Raw genomic sequence first — 15574 nt, 5'->3', positions numbered from 1 at the left:
ATAAACGGATTCATATTCTTAAAAAAAGTTGACCATCATTCCAAAATTAAATTACTAATTAAATACATGGAGTATAGAATTCCTACGAATAAACTGTTTAGTCTAACAATAATCTCTTTCATTATTTTTTTTCTTGCTGGGCGAGATGCCTCAAAATATACAAAGCTATACAATGAAATAGATTTGAATAATAATCTCACATTTAAGATAATTGATAAATACAATAAAAAGAGCCCTAATGAAAAATTTCCTGATTTAAATTTTAATGGTCAGATAATTGAAAATAACGAACATATTGAAATTAAAATTAGTAGAGGTGATTTTGATAAGCATCAAATTGAGCAAATAATTAAAATCTATAAATCTCCCAACAATGAATATATGACAGAATATGAAATAAATAATCAAATGATTATTCATATTGGAAAAAAAGGATATTCATTTGTATACATTCCTGTTATGATATTTGTAATTATCGGGTTATTTTCTGGAATAAGTTTATTAAAAAGATTTTATTTAGTATACTTTATATAAAAAAAACGCTCAACACCTTATAATCTTAATTTGTTTATCTCAAAACCGATTCTATTTCTACTAACCTAAAACCTTTTGCTTCTAAAAGCAATTATAACATGATAAAACAAATTCGCTGCTTCATTTTTATCTTTTTAGTAATGAATTTTAAGTATTTCTTTAAACCCACCAAGTAATTAGCACTTTTATTTTGTACAATACAAAAAAATTAAATTCTAGGATTGTACATGCTCGTACAATATTAAAAATAAAATTTAAAAACTGTACAAGCTTGTACAATTCTAGAAATACACAACTTAAAACTGTACAAAAAAAGCATTGTATATAGTTACTTATTTTTTAATTAAAATATATTTAAAATGTCTAGTTAGGTATTGCTTTAGTTAAGATAGAACAAAAAAATTGCGTAACATAGGTGTTATAGTTTTACTATCTTAGCACACATATGATACATATATCGTTAATAGTAACTATATGTATTTGTTGTAGTACATTAGAAAAACACGAAAATAATTATTTATGAATTTACTTTTAGTAGAAGCCGCTAAACGATTAGGTTCTGATAAAGAAATTATGGATTCCTATTGGGCTTATCACGAGCGAGAACAAAATTGGTTTTTCTCACCTAATTCAAACTTAGAAGGTCGGACATCAAAACCTCATGATCTTCCAAATAGTGATTCTTGGAAAAAGAAAACATCTAAAGAAAGAAAACAAATATGGAGCAGATTGTCTCTCAAACAGCGAATGACTATTTCTACTTTGGCTGGTTTTGGATATGAAGGAAGAGGAATTAATTTGGATAGTTCCACTCACTTTTCAAAATTACGAGAAGCTCTTGTAAGTAGACGGAGAAGTGATTTGTATAGTGTTTTTTGGAGTGATGCTAGTAATGGGAAACGTTGGTTGTGTAATGTTTTTGTGGGGGATGCAATTTATTTGTATAATCGTAAAAATTTCACTTCTGGAAATAACCACTATTACGACCCATCACAAATTTATATGGGTAAATCCTCTCTAAGAAAGCGAAATAATTATAAAGATGTACAAAAAGGCGATATAGTTGTCTTTGGTTCTTCACATGTAGAAATTATAACAGATATCGAAAATAATTGGATAGCTGACAATGGTTTTTGTTCCATAGGAGCAGGTAGAGGAGGCAATAGATATGATATGGGTGATGTTAGATGTGATAGTCATAAATGGTACATAGGTGGCAGTAGAGAATTAAAAGATTCTAATAACACATATTACAGTATATTATGACAGATAAAGTGAAATTTCATTTCTTAGCTAGCCTATTAAATATTTTTTTAATTTTCTTATTAATGAATCTCCATGAATATGTAATTGAAAAATATATTGATTCTCATGCTTTTTTTGCTAGAATAGGAGATTATTTTTATAAGATATATGCGCTGTCATTATTTTTTATTTCATGGGTTGCTCCTTTTTCTATATATAAGTTTAAAAATTATAAAAAACATTTTTATCTTTTTATATCCTTTTTTTTATTGGTGATAATACTATTAATAGTGTATAACATCTTGTTACACATTACATCATATCAAGAATACTATAATGATATTTCGCATTATATTATTGAAAGAAGTATTTTTATAGGGATAAAAGAAGAGACTTTAATTGCGTCTTTTTTTATTTCTATTATAATATACTTTAGTCAAATGATAATTGGAAAAAAACTGCTACCAAAACGCTATAACAATCATTTACACTAGCTATTACTTAATTTGAAAATGATCAAAATTTTAAAAAAATATTTAGTTATTAAATGGTGGATTCCACTTCTACTACTTGGAGTATCATTCATACTTTTTATAAAAGATACAATACTACCAAACACTAATTTTTCGCTTTACCTCCTACTATTTTCTGCACTAATTCTATTTATATCTTCTATTTGGCAATTATTTAAAGGAAGTAAAATAATTGGTTTTTTACAATTTTCTGTTTTGATAATACCTACTCTTTTTTTTGGGTTTATGATTTATCTTTTTGCAGAAATGATGTATAAACCAGACAGCAAGTTAGCTTTAAAAAATATTGAACCAGTAATTAAGGAAAAAACTGATTTAACTATTCCAAAAGAATTTGAGATTTTAAAGAACCTAATAAAACATACAGAAGAGGCTTTAGATTCTGATTACTCTATTCAATTGACAATTAAATATAAAGAAGCTGAAGAAAAATATATAACGGAACAAATACTCGAAAAAATGGATTCCAAATCGGAAAAAGGAATTTGGAAATATTGTGAAAACGGATTTGACTTTGAGCCTAGCGAAAACGAAAATAATCGTGCTGAACCTTTTTACTTTAAAGTTGATACTTTGTCGAATAAAATTGAGTTGAACTTATTTCATTTATGAATAAAAACTACAGGAAACAAAGAACTGAGGTAAAAAACCGAACAAATTCTTCATTAAATTTACGCAATACTAAGTTTCATATAATTACTATTTATTTGGGAAATATAGAAACGTTACGTTTCATTATATACTAACTCCGATTTTTCAATTACAAAACTTTGCTTTATTGTATTTACACACATTAAATGAGTACAAAAATAAAAGGTCTCGAAGCTTTCTATTTCCTACTAAACTTATGCTACTTTTTCCTCTTACACTACTCCAAGATTATCGTTTGTAGATTTTACACCAACATAATTAAAAATTAGTTTTTCTCCTCTTGATTCTCAACCTAAAAAACACGAAATTTGCTAACGTTGAATATAAATCATTAAAACGGATTCATATTCTTAAAAAAAGTTATAAGTAATTTAAAAGAGCATATGAAAAAAACATTTATTTTCTTTATTATCACAGCTATACTAACAAGCTGCAGTGTATTAGGCACAAGAACAATTTACAAATCAAATTCAGGAATTGAAAAAGCAACTAGAATTGGATTTAGTCAATTAGCTCATGAGGATGTAATTGAACAAATAGCTAAGGGAAGTTCACTTGTTTATAGAAACATAATGTCAAGTGAATTAAGTAGTCGCAACATGCTTTCTAATGTAATATTAATCAAGGATTTTAATAGACTTGAATCTGTTAATCCAAATATTATTGAAAAAATTTGCCGTGAAAATATGCTAGAAGGAATAATAATTACTCAGCTAAGATTTTTAAATATAAAATATAGTAATCTATTTATTCAACCAGGAAAAAGTTTCGATACAGAGGTAGAAATGCAATACTATAACTCTAATGGAAAATTATTATTACATACAAAACATAATACAAAAAAAGGAAATGCATATTTTGACTTTCCTAAAGTTGAGAGAACGGTAAAAGACGGAATAGTTGGTGCCTTGACAAGAATCACGGAAGAATTAGACAAATAAAACAACTTATAACAGCTCATAAACCCCATTAAAAATGGGATTTATGAGCTGTTAGCAAAGAAACTCTAATTCCTCTCTCTCAAAACTGCTTCTATTTCAGCTAACGTAAACCCTTTTGCTTTTAAAAGAATTATAATATGATAGAACAAATCGGCAGCTTCATTTTTAAATAAATCAGCATCATTATCTTTTGCTTCAATAACTAACTCTACGGCTTCTTCCCCTACTTTTTGTGCTACTTTATTAATACCTCTTTTATACAATTTGTTTGTATATGATTTTTCATCGTTAGTATCTATACGATCGCTAACAATTCGTTCTAATTCATATAAAAATCCTTTTGGAGTTTCATCTGCAAAACAAGAAGTAGTTCCTTTATGACAAGTTGGTCCTGCTGGTAACGCTTTTATTAAAATAGTATCGTTATCACAATCGATTTGAATATCTTTTACTTCTAAAAAATTACCAGATTCTTCTCCTTTTGTCCATAACCTATTTTTACTTCTACTAAAAAAAGTTACTTTTTTTTCCTCTTTTGTTTTTAAGAAAGCTGCTTCATTCATATACCCCAGCATTAAAACTTGTAATGTGGTATTATTTTGAATTATTACAGGTACTAATCCGTTTCCTTTTGTAAAATCTATATTCATCGTACTGGTATGTTTTGTTCTTTTAAGTATTCTTTTAATTTTGGTACTGGTATTTCTGCAAAGTGAAAAATACTTGCTGCCAAACCTGCACTTGCTTCTGTTTTTGTAAACACCTCTTTAAAATGCTCTTCCTTCCCTGCTCCGCCTGATGCTATTACAGGAATATTTATCGCTTTACTAACATTGTTTGTAATATCAATTGCAAAACCTGCTTTGGTACCGTCATTATTCATTGATGTTAGTAAAATTTCACCTGCTCCTAGTTTTTCAACTTCTTTAGCCCAAGCTACCGTTTCTAAAGTAGTTTCATTTGTACCTCCTTTTGTAAACACTTTCCATTCATTATTTACATTTTTAGTATCGATAGCAACTACTACAAACTGACTTCCGAAACGATTTTTTAAATCGGTTATTAGTTGCGGATTTTTAACTGCAGATGAATTAACACTAACCTTATCTGCCCCTGCTTTAATTAAAGCCAACGCATCATCAACAGAACTTATACCTCCACCAACGGTAAAAGGGATGTTTATCTCTTGCGCTATTTTTTCAACCAAGTCAACAAGTGTTTTTCTATTTTCTAATGTTGCAGTAATATCTAAAAAAACCAACTCATCAGCGCCGTCTTTTACATACTGCTTTGCTAACTCAATAGGGTCTCCTGCATCTTTAATATCAATAAAATTGACACCTTTTACAGTTCTTCCGTTTTTAATATCTAAACAAGGTATTATTCTTTTTTTTAACATGTTTAATAATTATTGCCATTATGAATGAAACAATCTTTAATTATAGAAAGATTACTTCGTTATTCTTCCTCGTAATGACGTATTAGTTTATTATAAAATTTTTTAGTTGTTTTAATGAAATTCTATTTTCATAAATAGCTTTTCCTAAAATAGCACCTTCACAACCTATTTCTTTCAATCGAAGTAAGTCTTCTATTTTAGAAACACCTCCACTTGCTATTAAATTTATAGCGCTTTTATTTAAAATTTCTTGGTATAAATCAACTGAGGCACCTTGTAACATTCCGTCTTTAGCTACATCTGTACAAATAGTGCTTTTTAAACCTATTTTTTCATATTGCTTAATAAAATCAATAACATCTACTTCTGATGTTTCTAACCATCCGTGGGTCGCTATTTTTCTATTAATACAATCAGCTCCTAAAATAATTTTATCAGCTCCGTACTTAGCAAACCATCCTGTAAATACCTCAGAATTTTTAACAGCAATACTTCCTCCTGTTATTTGATTTGCTCCGTTATCAAAAGCAATACGTAAATCTTCGTCAGATTTTAATCCGCCTCCAAAATCAATTTTTAAATTGGTTTTAGCAGCGATCTGTTCTAAGATTTTATAGTTTACAATATGTTGCGATTTTGCACCATCTAAATCTACTAAGTGTAAATATTCAATTCCGTTGTCTTCAAACTCTTTAGCTACTTCTACAGGGTTCTCATTATATATTTTTTTGGTTGCATAATCACCTTTTGTTAAGCGTACACATTTTCCTTCAATAATATCTATAGCGGGTATAATTCTCATTTTTTCTAGTTTTATAACTCTAAAAAGTTTTTTAATAATTTTTCTCCTATGCTTGCCGATTTTTCTGGGTGAAACTGCATTGCATAAAAATTATTTTTTTGCATAATTGAACTAAATGGCTGAATGTAATTACAGCTTGCAATGGTGTTTTTACAGATATCAGCATAATAACCATGTACATAATATACATCATCAGAGATGGTTAAATTTTCTGTTATTTTTGATGCTTTTATTTCCTTAAAATTATTCCACCCCATGTGTGGCACTTTTTTTAATGGTGGAAACTGTTTTGTTTGCGTATCAAAAATTCCTAGACATGTTGTATTTCCTTCTTCTGAAGAGTTACACATAAGCTGTAACCCTAAACAAATTCCTAAAACAGGTTGTTTTAAAGATACTAAAAGTTCGTCTAGTTTTCGTTCTTTTAAATATGCCATTGCCGAACTAGCTTCACCAACACCAGGAAAAATCACTTTTTCTGCTTGCTGTATTTCAAGAGGATCATCTGTAATTATACTCTCATATCCTAAACGAGTAATGGCATTTTGAACCGACCGTATATTACCAGCATTGTATTTTATAATTGCAATCATCTTATTATAAAGTTCCTTTAGTTGATGGTAAAATCATTTTACTACTATCTCTTTTTACTGCTACTTTTATTGCTTTTGCAAATGCTTTAAAAATCGCTTCTATTTTATGGTGCTCATTTGCACCTTCTGCCTTAATGTTTAAATTACACCTAGCTCCATCAGTAAACGATTTAAAAAAGTGAAAAAACATTTCAGTTGGCATTTTACCGACCATTTCTCTTTTAAAATCAGCTTCCCAAACTAGCCAATTTCTACCTCCGAAATCGATAGCTACTTGTGCCAAACAATCATCCATTGGCAAGCAAAATCCGTATCGTTCAATACCTAATTTATTACCTAACGCTTTATTAAAAACTTCCCCTAAAGCAATCGCTGTATCTTCAATTGTGTGGTGTTCGTCAACCTCTAAATCTCCTTTAACTTGTATGTTTAAATCCATCTGTCCGTGACGCGCAATTTGATCTAACATGTGGTCAAAAAAAGCGATTCCTGTATTAATAGTACTTTTACCTGTACCATCTAGATTTAATTGAATATCAATTTTAGTTTCATTAGTATTTCTAACAATTCCTGAAGTTCTTTCTTCTAATTTTAAAAACTCGTAAATAGCATTCCAGTCACTACTTTCTAAAGCGATAAATTCATCTAATTCACTTCTTTTTACAGTTATTTCGTCTGTTCCTAAAAAGGTTTCATCATTAATATAAATTCCTTTAGAACCTAAATTTTTAGCTAGTTCAACATCTGTTAAACGATCTCCTATTACAAATGAATTCGCTAAATCATATTCCTCAGAAAAAAACTTCGTTAGCAAACCTGTATTTGGTTTTCTAGTAGGTTGATTGTCTTTTGCAAAAGTTCTATCAATAATTTCTTCTGAAAAAATAATTCCTTCTTCTTTTAAAGTTTTCATTACAAAATTGTGAACTGGCCAAAAAGTTGTTTCAGGGTATACTTTTGTTCCTAAACCATCTTGATTTGTTACCAATACCAATTCAAAATCTAACTCGCTTGCTATCTTACTTAACCCTTGAAATACCTTCGGATAAAATTCTAATTTTTCAAATGAATCTGTTTGCTCATCTGCTGGTTCTTTAATTAAGGTTCCATCTCTATCTATAAATAATACTTTTTTCATGTTTCTTGTTTTAAATCAAATACTTGTTAAAAATCTCTTATTTGCTCTAGAGATAACTATTAACTTGATATTGATTTTAATGCTTTAATTAGTTGTGCGTTTTCTTTTGAACTACCAACAGTAATTCGTAAACAATTATTTACCAGCGTATTTCTATTACGAATTATAATTTTTTCAGCAACTAATTGGTTATATATTAAATCTGCTTCTGTTACTTCTATTAAAATAAAATTAGCTCCTGATGGGTATATTTTTTTGACCAATTCAATATTTCCCAACTCACTGATCAACTTTTCTTTTTCGTTGATAATACTGTTTTTATTTATCTCAAATTCAGCTAAATTATTTAATGCTATTAATACAGCTTCTTGATTTAAAGTACTTACGTTGTATGGTGGTTTTACTTTATTATACAAATTAATTATAGCTGAATTAGCATATGCTGCTCCCACTCTAACACCCGCTAATCCCCAAGCCTTACTAAAAGTTTGGCTCACAATTAAATTTGGATATTTAGCTATCTTTTTTATAAAAGATTCTCTTGAGCTAAAATCTATATATGCTTCATCTATAATTACGATTCCATTATAATTATCTAAAATATATTCGATGCTTTCATCTTCAAAACAATTACCTGTAGGATTATTAGGAGAGCAAATGAAAATAATTTTTACATCGTCCATATCTAAATATGGTTCTAATTGGTTTAAACTTATTTGAAAATCGTTTACCAAAGGTTGCTTAATTAATTCAACATCGTTAATATTTGCTGATACATCATACATACCATAAGTAGGAGAAAAAGTTAACGCTTTATCTTTTCCAGGCTCACAGAAAATTCTGAATGCTAAATCAATTATCTCGTCACTTCCGTTTCCTATAAAAACTTGATTTTTAGCAATGCCTTTTATCTCAGTTAATCGCTCTTTAATTTTTGTTTGCTTAGGATCGGGATACCTATTTAATAACCCAAAAGGATTTTCATTTGCATCTAAATATACTTCAGCAGTTCCTTTAAACTCATCTCTTGCTGATGAATATGCTTGAAGTTTTTGAATATTTGGACGAACTATTTTATTTAAATTAAACATTATTAATTTCTTTTAATCTTAGTGTAACTGCATTTTTGTGAGCTTCTAAACCTTCTGCTGTCGCCATTAACTCAATTGTTTTACCTATATTTTGAATACCTTCTTTAGATATTTTTTGAAACGTAATACTCTTCGTAAAACTATCTAAATTTACACCTGAATAGGCTTTTGCAAATCCGTTTGTTGGTAATGTGTGGTTTGTTCCCGAAGCATAATCTCCTGCACTTTCAGGTGTGTAATTACCTATAAATACCGAGCCCGCGTTTATTATTTTATCAATAAAAAAATCATCATTTTCTGTTGCTATTATTAAGTGTTCTGGCGCATAATCGTTCACAAAATTAATTGCTTCCCCTTCATCTCTAATTAAAATAGCTTTTGTGTTTTTTAAAGCTTCTTCAATAATTTCTTTTCTTGGCAGGTCTAAGACCTGTTTTTGTATCTCACTAGAAACGTTATCAATTAATTCTTTAGAATCAGATACTAAAACTACTTGACTATCTGCTCCGTGTTCTGCTTGACTTAGTAAATCTGAAGCTACAAATGTTGGATTCGCTGAATCATCAGCAATAACCAATAATTCGCTTGGTCCGGCAGGCATATCAATAGCAACTCCGTATTTAGTTGCTAATTGTTTTGCTACAGTTACATATTGATTCCCTGGTCCGAATATTTTAGACACTTTGGGTATTGTTTCTGTACCAAATGTTAAACCTGCTATCGCTTGTATTCCGCCAACTTTATAGATTTTAGTTACTCCGCAAATACCTGCTGTATATAAAATAGCTGGATTTATTTCTCCGTTTTTATCTGGTGGAGAGCATAGAACAACTTCTTTACATCCTGCTATTTTTGCAGGAACTGCCAACATTAAAACGGTAGAGAATAAAGGAGCTGTTCCTCCAGGAATATATAATCCTACCTTTTCAATTCCTCTTTTTTCTTGCCAGCACAATACGCCACTTGTTGTTTCGACTGCTACTCTTGCCGTTTTTTGAGCTGTGTGAAATACTTCAATATTATTTTTTGCTTGTTCAATCGCTACTTTTAATTCTTCTGATACGAACTTACTTGCATTTACAACTTCATCAGAAGTAACTTCTATCGTTTCTAAATTAACACCATCAAAAAGAGAAGTGTATTTATTTATAGCAACATTCCCACTAACTTTAACTTCTTTGAATATTTTATTAACAGTTTCTTCTATATCTTCTACCGTCTTTGTTGGTCGCTGTAATAATGACTTCCAATTATTTTTATTTAATTCTATCGCTTTCATCTCTCTTTTTTTAAACAACCATTTTTTCTATTGGACAAACTAAAATACCTTCTGCTCCGTTATTCTTTAACTCATCAATAATTTCCCAGAATTCATTTTTATCTAATACTGAGTGTACCGAACTCCAACCTTCTTCTGCCAATGGCAATACAGTTGGACTTCTCATTCCTGGTAAAATATCTATAATTTCAGCTAGCTTATTATTTGGAGCGTTTAAAAGAATATATTTTGATCTTCTTCCTTTTAAAACCGATTGAATTCTAAACTGTAATTTATTTAAAATTTCTTGTTGTATTGTACCTAATTTAGGTGAAACAGCTAAAACAGCTTCCGATTTTAAAATTACTTCAACTTCTTTTAAGTTGTTTTTAAATAGTGTAGAACCGCTAGATACAATATCACAAATACCATCTGCAAGTCCAATATTCGGAGCTATTTCTACAGAACCATTTATAATGTGTAATTGAGTTGTTATATTTTTTGAAGCTAAGAAATTTTGAACAGTATTCGGATATGAAGTTGCTATTCTTTTATCTTGAAAATATGATAACCCATTATACTCTTCTCCTTTAGGAACGGCTAAAGATACTTTACATTTAGAAAAGCCTAGTTTTTCTATAAATTTAATATCTCCTCCTTTTTCTACTAATAAATTTTCTCCAATAATTGCTGCATCAACAACACCGTCATTTAAATACTGAGGAATATCACCATTTCTTAAATAAAAAATTTCTAATGGAAAATTACTTGCTGAAGCTTTTAATTGGTCTTTTCCATTGTCTATAGAAACTCCACAGTCTTTTAAAAGTTGTAATGAATCTTGATTTAATCTACCTGATTTTTGAATTGCTATTCTTAATTTACTCATATTGTTTGTTAATTAATTTGAGTAAACCGTAGCGTGAAGATAATTTCCTTTTATTTGGAAATAAAAAACCCGTTTGATTTACTCAAACGGGTTTAAAATATATTTTGATTTTATTCAATACATCTTCAGTTCGCTTGAGTGCAAATATGATGATGATGGTGATGTAATTGATTAAAATTCATGTTCTTACTTTTATTACTGCAAATGTTTGTCTTTTATTTTAAATACACAACCTTTTTCATGAAAATTTAAAAATAAATATTTTTAGTAGTTTATTTATGCTTAGAATTCTAATATATGCCTATAAGTCAATTAAAAAATCATACAAACTATCTTCTTTTTCTAAGCCCATTTTTTTCTTCAACCTATACCTCGTAGTTTCAACACTTCTTGGTGATACACTTATTAATTGTGAAACTTCTTTACTCTTTAAATTAGATACAATATAAGTACAGTGTTTTAAATCGTTAACTGATAAATTAGGAGATATTTTTTTTAATTTACTAAAAAAATTTGGTCTGATTTTCTCAAATTGAATTTTAAAATCATTCCATAATTCTTCTTCAGAAATTAAACTTAATAATTTTGTATTTATGTTAATTAAATAACTAGATGCATTTGGAATATTTTCGATATCATCAGTAATTTTTCGAATAGCATCATTATACGTTGATACTTTTAAAACTCGAGAAAACAATGCTTGCTCATTTAAATTTAGAAGAATTTCAATTTCATTTTTTTTATCAAGTATAACTTCATTATTTATCTTTAAATCAGTTATTAACTGGTTTAAATCGGTATTTAAATTTTCAATTTGTTTATTTTTTTTGTTATTATTTCTACGTAAGAAAATAAAAAAAATGGTTAATCCAATAAAAAAAATCGCGATTATACCACTTACAATAAGTTTCGTTTTTTGATTATTAATAATAAGGTTTTGTTTATTCTTTAATTCACTTTCTAGTTCCAATTCATTTACAAAAGATTCTTTGATTCTTAAATTATCACTAATAATCTTTTTTTCTAAATCATTATTTACCTCTTTATATTTTTGTAAAGCTAATATATAATCTCCTTTACTTTCATAGTATTTTGCATACGCACTGTTAATTAAACTATGGAATTTACTATTATCTGTAGGAACAAATTTTTCTGCATTTTCTAAATTTATTAAAGCTTTTTCACTCATTCCTAGTTCAAAATAACTGTCTGCAATAAAGTAATATATTTGACCTATCCCATCAGTTCTTTTACTGTCTTTTAAAATTAACTTTAAAAAACTTTTTGCATAAGTTATAGATTCATCCCATTCCCCACGTAACCTCGCATTTATAACTAAATTATAATATGTGTTAATTAATTGTAATAAGTTACCAACCTCACTATAATTTGCAATTGCTTTTTTATAATACAATGCAGCTTTAACAACATTTTTATATTCTGATGAAAAAATAAGCCCTCTAGCATTATATATAGAACCGATTAAAAATATATCGTTTGTGTTTTTTGCTAATTCAAATGATTCAATGAATAAATTTTCCGCCTTTTTAAATCTTTTTAATTCAAGATTATTAACTCCTTTTAAGTATAATATTTTACTATTGATTGAATCTTCCTTTACAGTAAACTTATTAAGTTTTATGATTGTTAATAAGCTATCTAAAAACTGTGATTTTTCATTATTTTGAAATTTATAAAAGCCTTTAACGATTATTTTCTCGTATTCTTTTTCTGAAATATTTTCTTTTTGCTGCCCATTTATGTTTATAACAGAAAACAGAAAAAATACAAATACTAAATATCTTTTACTTTTAAAAAAAATGCTCCTCATACACTTCATAATATTTTCACGTAGAAATTCAATTAAATTCCTCGTATAATAACCCTCTAAATATACGTCAAATATACTACATAAAGTATAAATACCTCTTTAGTGGTTTTATAAAGAAAAAACAGTAACAAAATATTTTTTTAAAAAAAATGACAATTTAAAAACACACAAAACACTCTAAAACAAAAACATAGACTCGTTCATATCTATAATTACATATTAGTTAATTGGCATAAAATATACATCAAAATCACTACAATCAATTTATGAGCTCTTTACCCTTATATATTTGCACCGAAGTTATTACCCCCTTAATTAAATAACTTCTTTAATTAATCCCCCTTTTATTAATTATACCCTTCCTTATTAATTAATTTTTATAAACTACCAAAAACATTATTCCCTATAGATGTTATGGTAGTTTTTTTATTTAAAACAAACACAACAACACACTTTTTTAAAAAAAATAAAACCACCTTTAAAGGTGGTTTTATTTTTTTTAATTTAAATTATTAAGATTATTTATCTTAATAATTTAAAAGACAAATAGTAATTTTTTATGAAGTAACTTTTTCCTTTTGTGTTGTTAAAATCATTGTATTCTCCACAAATTCTTCTAATACTTTAAAGAAATTCAATATATCTATTTTTTCGTTATTTGCATTAATAGTTACCAACCTAATAAAACTATTTTCTTTAAAAGCTCCAAAACCTACAACTGTAATTTGATGTTCATACAATGCTGTACAAAGTACTGTTGGATCAATATTCTTATAATTAAAACAGATAGAAATGGAATCATCAAAACTATACAAAGTATAATCAGGATTATTTTTAAGATAATCAAGTGCTACATTTGCTAAACTAAATTGTTGCTCTACAATTTTCTTTAATCCGTTTGTTCCAATAGACTTCCATAATGTCCAAAATTTTAAAGCATCATTTCTCCTTCCACATTGAAAAGATGTTTTTCCTAAGTTAAAATCATCTCCGTCTGTTTGATATAAGTACTCAGCATCATTACTAAATGAATCGTATAAATGCTTTTTATCATTCACTAAAATAATCGAACAAGTTAATGGTGTGCCTAGCATTTTATGCGCATTATAGCTAAAAGAATTAGATCTTTCAACTCCTTTTATAAGGTGTTTATATTTTTCGCTAAAAATTACACTACCGCAATACGCTCCATCTACATGAAGCCATACTTTATATTTTTCTGTAATATCTGCAATTTTATCTATTGGATCAAAAGCTCCTAAAACAGTTGTTCCAGCAGTAGCATTTACATAGGTTGGAATACCTCCCTTTTGTATATCTTCTTTTATTTGTGCTTCTAATTTTTCAGGAATCATTTTCCCTTTGTTATCAGCTTGAATATAACGAATATTATTTCTTCCAATTCCTGCAAAACTAGCGTTTTTTGCATTCGAATAATGTGATTCTTTAGAAGTATAAACAATCAATGGTTTGGTCATCCCGTCAAACCTACAAGTTGGGTCCTTAGCATCACGAGCCATTATTAACGCCATATAGTTACTCATAGAGCCTCCTGTAGGAAATGTACCATTGCTATCTAACCCGTACCCCACTAAATCACAAGATTGTCTTATAATTTCTTGCTCAATACCAACTTGCGGACCTGCGACTTTGTAAGTATACATACTATTGTTAAGTAAAACAGCTAATAAATCTCCTAAAACAGCTTTACTTTGTCTGCCTCCAAAAAGTTGGTTAAAAAATAAATTTGTTGCTGTTTTTGGTGTTGAAGCAAGTATTTCTTTTAATAAAAATTTAAACTCATCATCAATCATTGCTGAATCATTTAGCGAAAGATCAATAGTATCGTACAATTTATTTGAGTCTATTCTTTTAGCTACAGGATTTTTTTCTTCTTCAGTAATTAAAGCTTCTGCAAGTTCGTTAAACAAAGCTAAATCGTTACTTATATCAGACATTTTTTTTATTCTTTTAAGTTTATTACTAATTACACTGTCGTACAATAAGTAAGTTTTCTATTTATAAATGTTTTTGTCTTCTCGTCGAACGCTCTACACTTACGTATCGGTTTTGCATACAAATGAAGAGACATACTTCTTTTTTTTGATATATTTTCTAAACTATGAAACCCCATAAAGTCCTTCATGTAAGTAACTCCATTCGTTTTTGAAATAGTAGACTTAACAAAATTAAGCTCTCCCATATCATCTTCTTTATAAATCGTTTCTCTAAATTCTCCTTCAACAACTTTTACCCAACACTCTTCACCTCCATGATCGTGAATTGGTGTGATTTGTCCTTGCTCCCAACAAAGCAGTATTAATTCAAACTTTTCATTATTAATTATGCAATTTCGAGTATAACAGTCGTTAGACCATGAACTATAACCTTCAAAAACGTTTGCTGGAAATTTTATTGAGTGTATTATGTGATTGTAAGTCGTCCTCTCTCCTTCTGAAAGGGCTGTGACTAATTCGTCTAGTGATTGAAGTGTTGTAGGTGTGTGTTCGTTTGAATTTAAAATAATGTTTTGCTTTTTTTTATTCATTTAATGTACAAATCCAAGGTCAATCCCTAAATCCAACTAAAGAACTTGATATGATTATTTCAATCATACAAGTTTTGCAAATATAAGTTTTTTATGCCGTTTTTGAACCATTTTCGAACCA

At 28.4% G+C, this 15574-nt stretch carries 15 protein-coding genes; 4 read left to right on the top strand and 11 right to left on the bottom strand.

Annotation, left to right across the window (positions count from 1 at the left end; genetic code table 11):
* Positions 1–66 precede the first annotated feature (66 nt).
* The 4 genes from CXF68_RS10565 to CXF68_RS10540 all read left to right on the top strand — a co-directional run bounded on the left by CXF68_RS10565 (position 67) and on the right by CXF68_RS10540 (position 3904).
* Positions 67–534 carry a hypothetical protein gene (locus tag CXF68_RS10565; RefSeq protein ID WP_101044479.1) on the top strand — a complete coding sequence of 156 codons (468 nt, stop codon included), beginning with the start codon at positions 67–69 and terminating at the stop codon, positions 532–534.
* Between the two features lie 519 nt (positions 535–1053).
* Entirely contained in the window at positions 1054–1800 is a 747-nt protein-coding gene (locus tag CXF68_RS10560; protein ID WP_101044477.1) for a hypothetical protein, read from the top strand.
* 491 nt (positions 1801–2291) lie between these two features.
* A complete protein-coding gene (locus CXF68_RS10550) occupies positions 2292–2924 on the top strand; it encodes a hypothetical protein (RefSeq protein ID WP_101044473.1) in 633 nt (210 codons plus the stop codon).
* A gap of 422 nt (positions 2925–3346) precedes the next feature.
* Positions 3347–3904 carry a lipoprotein gene (locus CXF68_RS10540; RefSeq protein ID WP_101044471.1) on the top strand — a complete coding sequence of 186 codons (558 nt, stop codon included), beginning with the start codon at positions 3347–3349 and terminating at the stop codon, positions 3902–3904.
* 65 nt (positions 3905–3969) lie between these two features.
* Here the strand turns inward: CXF68_RS10540 and hisIE are convergent, their stop codons facing one another.
* The 11 genes from hisIE to CXF68_RS10485 all read right to left on the bottom strand — a co-directional run bounded on the left by hisIE (position 3970) and on the right by CXF68_RS10485 (position 15453).
* Positions 3970–4554 (bottom strand): bifunctional phosphoribosyl-AMP cyclohydrolase/phosphoribosyl-ATP diphosphatase HisIE, encoded by a 585-nt coding sequence (gene hisIE / locus CXF68_RS10535; RefSeq protein WP_101044469.1) that lies wholly within the window; start codon positions 4552–4554, stop codon positions 3970–3972.
* Positions 4551–5303: an imidazole glycerol phosphate synthase subunit HisF gene (gene hisF, locus CXF68_RS10530; RefSeq protein ID WP_101044467.1), complete on the bottom strand. Its 753-nt coding sequence runs from the start codon at positions 5301–5303 to the stop codon at positions 4551–4553. The genes hisIE and hisF overlap by 4 nt, the downstream gene beginning before the upstream one ends.
* Before the next feature lie 82 nt (positions 5304–5385).
* The gene (gene hisA / locus CXF68_RS10525) at positions 5386–6105 is read right to left on the bottom strand and encodes a 1-(5-phosphoribosyl)-5-[(5-phosphoribosylamino)methylideneamino]imidazole-4-carboxamide isomerase (RefSeq protein ID WP_101044465.1); all 720 of its coding nucleotides are present in this window, start codon (positions 6103–6105) and stop codon (positions 5386–5388) included.
* A gap of 11 nt (positions 6106–6116) precedes the next feature.
* The gene (gene hisH / locus CXF68_RS10520) at positions 6117–6698 is read right to left on the bottom strand and encodes an imidazole glycerol phosphate synthase subunit HisH (RefSeq protein ID WP_101044463.1); all 582 of its coding nucleotides are present in this window, start codon (positions 6696–6698) and stop codon (positions 6117–6119) included.
* Between the two features lie 4 nt (positions 6699–6702).
* On the bottom strand, positions 6703–7836 hold the full coding sequence (hisB, locus tag CXF68_RS10515; RefSeq protein ID WP_101044461.1) for a bifunctional histidinol-phosphatase/imidazoleglycerol-phosphate dehydratase HisB: 1134 nt from the start codon (positions 7834–7836) through the stop codon (positions 6703–6705).
* A gap of 59 nt (positions 7837–7895) precedes the next feature.
* On the bottom strand, positions 7896–8927 hold the full coding sequence (hisC, locus tag CXF68_RS10510; RefSeq protein ID WP_101044459.1) for a histidinol-phosphate transaminase: 1032 nt from the start codon (positions 8925–8927) through the stop codon (positions 7896–7898).
* Complete coding sequence (hisD, locus tag CXF68_RS10505) at positions 8920–10206, bottom strand: histidinol dehydrogenase (protein WP_101047462.1); 1287 nt, start codon at positions 10204–10206, stop codon at positions 8920–8922. Before hisD ends, hisC begins: the two co-directional genes overlap by 8 nt.
* 10 nt (positions 10207–10216) lie before the next feature.
* Positions 10217–11074 carry an ATP phosphoribosyltransferase gene (hisG, locus tag CXF68_RS10500; RefSeq protein WP_101044457.1) on the bottom strand — a complete coding sequence of 286 codons (858 nt, stop codon included), beginning with the start codon at positions 11072–11074 and terminating at the stop codon, positions 10217–10219.
* Positions 11075–11375: 301 nt separating this feature from the next.
* Positions 11376–12905, bottom strand: coding sequence for a tetratricopeptide repeat protein (locus CXF68_RS10495; protein ID WP_101044455.1), 1530 nt, complete (start codon positions 12903–12905; stop codon positions 11376–11378).
* Positions 12906–13462: 557 nt separating this feature from the next.
* Positions 13463–14863 carry an aminotransferase class V-fold PLP-dependent enzyme gene (locus tag CXF68_RS10490; RefSeq protein ID WP_101044453.1) on the bottom strand — a complete coding sequence of 467 codons (1401 nt, stop codon included), beginning with the start codon at positions 14861–14863 and terminating at the stop codon, positions 13463–13465.
* A gap of 29 nt (positions 14864–14892) precedes the next feature.
* Positions 14893–15453 (bottom strand): cysteine dioxygenase family protein, encoded by a 561-nt coding sequence (locus CXF68_RS10485; RefSeq protein ID WP_101044451.1) that lies wholly within the window; start codon positions 15451–15453, stop codon positions 14893–14895.
* Between the last annotated feature and the right edge of the window lie 121 nt (positions 15454–15574).

The organism is Tenacibaculum sp. Bg11-29, from assembly GCF_002836595.1.
Taxonomy (GTDB): Bacteria; Bacteroidota; Bacteroidia; order Flavobacteriales; family Flavobacteriaceae; genus Polaribacter.
Note: the sequence above shows the minus strand (reverse complement) of the source record. Positions and strands in the feature narration are given on the sequence as shown.

Excerpts from the sequence above, each read along its gene's own strand:
- hisD (WP_101047462.1), bottom strand. The coding sequence starts at position 10,206 with ATGAAAGCGATAGAATTAAATAAAAATAATTGGAAGTCATTATTACAG.
- CXF68_RS10485 (WP_101044451.1), bottom strand. The coding sequence starts at position 15,453 with ATGAATAAAAAAAAGCAAAACATTATTTTAAATTCAAACGAACACACA.
- hisF (WP_101044467.1), bottom strand. The coding sequence starts at position 5,303 with ATGTTAAAAAAAAGAATAATACCTTGTTTAGATATTAAAAACGGAAGA.
- CXF68_RS10560 (WP_101044477.1), top strand. The coding sequence starts at position 1,054 with ATGAATTTACTTTTAGTAGAAGCCGCTAAACGATTAGGTTCTGATAAA.
- hisG (WP_101044457.1), bottom strand. The coding sequence starts at position 11,074 with ATGAGTAAATTAAGAATAGCAATTCAAAAATCAGGTAGATTAAATCAA.
- CXF68_RS10540 (WP_101044471.1), top strand. The coding sequence starts at position 3,347 with ATGAAAAAAACATTTATTTTCTTTATTATCACAGCTATACTAACAAGC.
- CXF68_RS10565 (WP_101044479.1), top strand. The coding sequence starts at position 67 with ATGGAGTATAGAATTCCTACGAATAAACTGTTTAGTCTAACAATAATC.
- CXF68_RS10550 (WP_101044473.1), top strand. The coding sequence starts at position 2,292 with ATGATCAAAATTTTAAAAAAATATTTAGTTATTAAATGGTGGATTCCA.
- hisA (WP_101044465.1), bottom strand. The coding sequence starts at position 6,105 with ATGAGAATTATACCCGCTATAGATATTATTGAAGGAAAATGTGTACGC.
- CXF68_RS10490 (WP_101044453.1), bottom strand. The coding sequence starts at position 14,863 with ATGTCTGATATAAGTAACGATTTAGCTTTGTTTAACGAACTTGCAGAA.
- CXF68_RS10495 (WP_101044455.1), bottom strand. The coding sequence starts at position 12,905 with ATGAGGAGCATTTTTTTTAAAAGTAAAAGATATTTAGTATTTGTATTT.
- hisH (WP_101044463.1), bottom strand. The coding sequence starts at position 6,698 with ATGATTGCAATTATAAAATACAATGCTGGTAATATACGGTCGGTTCAA.
- hisIE (WP_101044469.1), bottom strand. The coding sequence starts at position 4,554 with ATGAATATAGATTTTACAAAAGGAAACGGATTAGTACCTGTAATAATT.
- hisC (WP_101044459.1), bottom strand. The coding sequence starts at position 8,927 with ATGTTTAATTTAAATAAAATAGTTCGTCCAAATATTCAAAAACTTCAA.
- hisB (WP_101044461.1), bottom strand. The coding sequence starts at position 7,836 with ATGAAAAAAGTATTATTTATAGATAGAGATGGAACCTTAATTAAAGAA.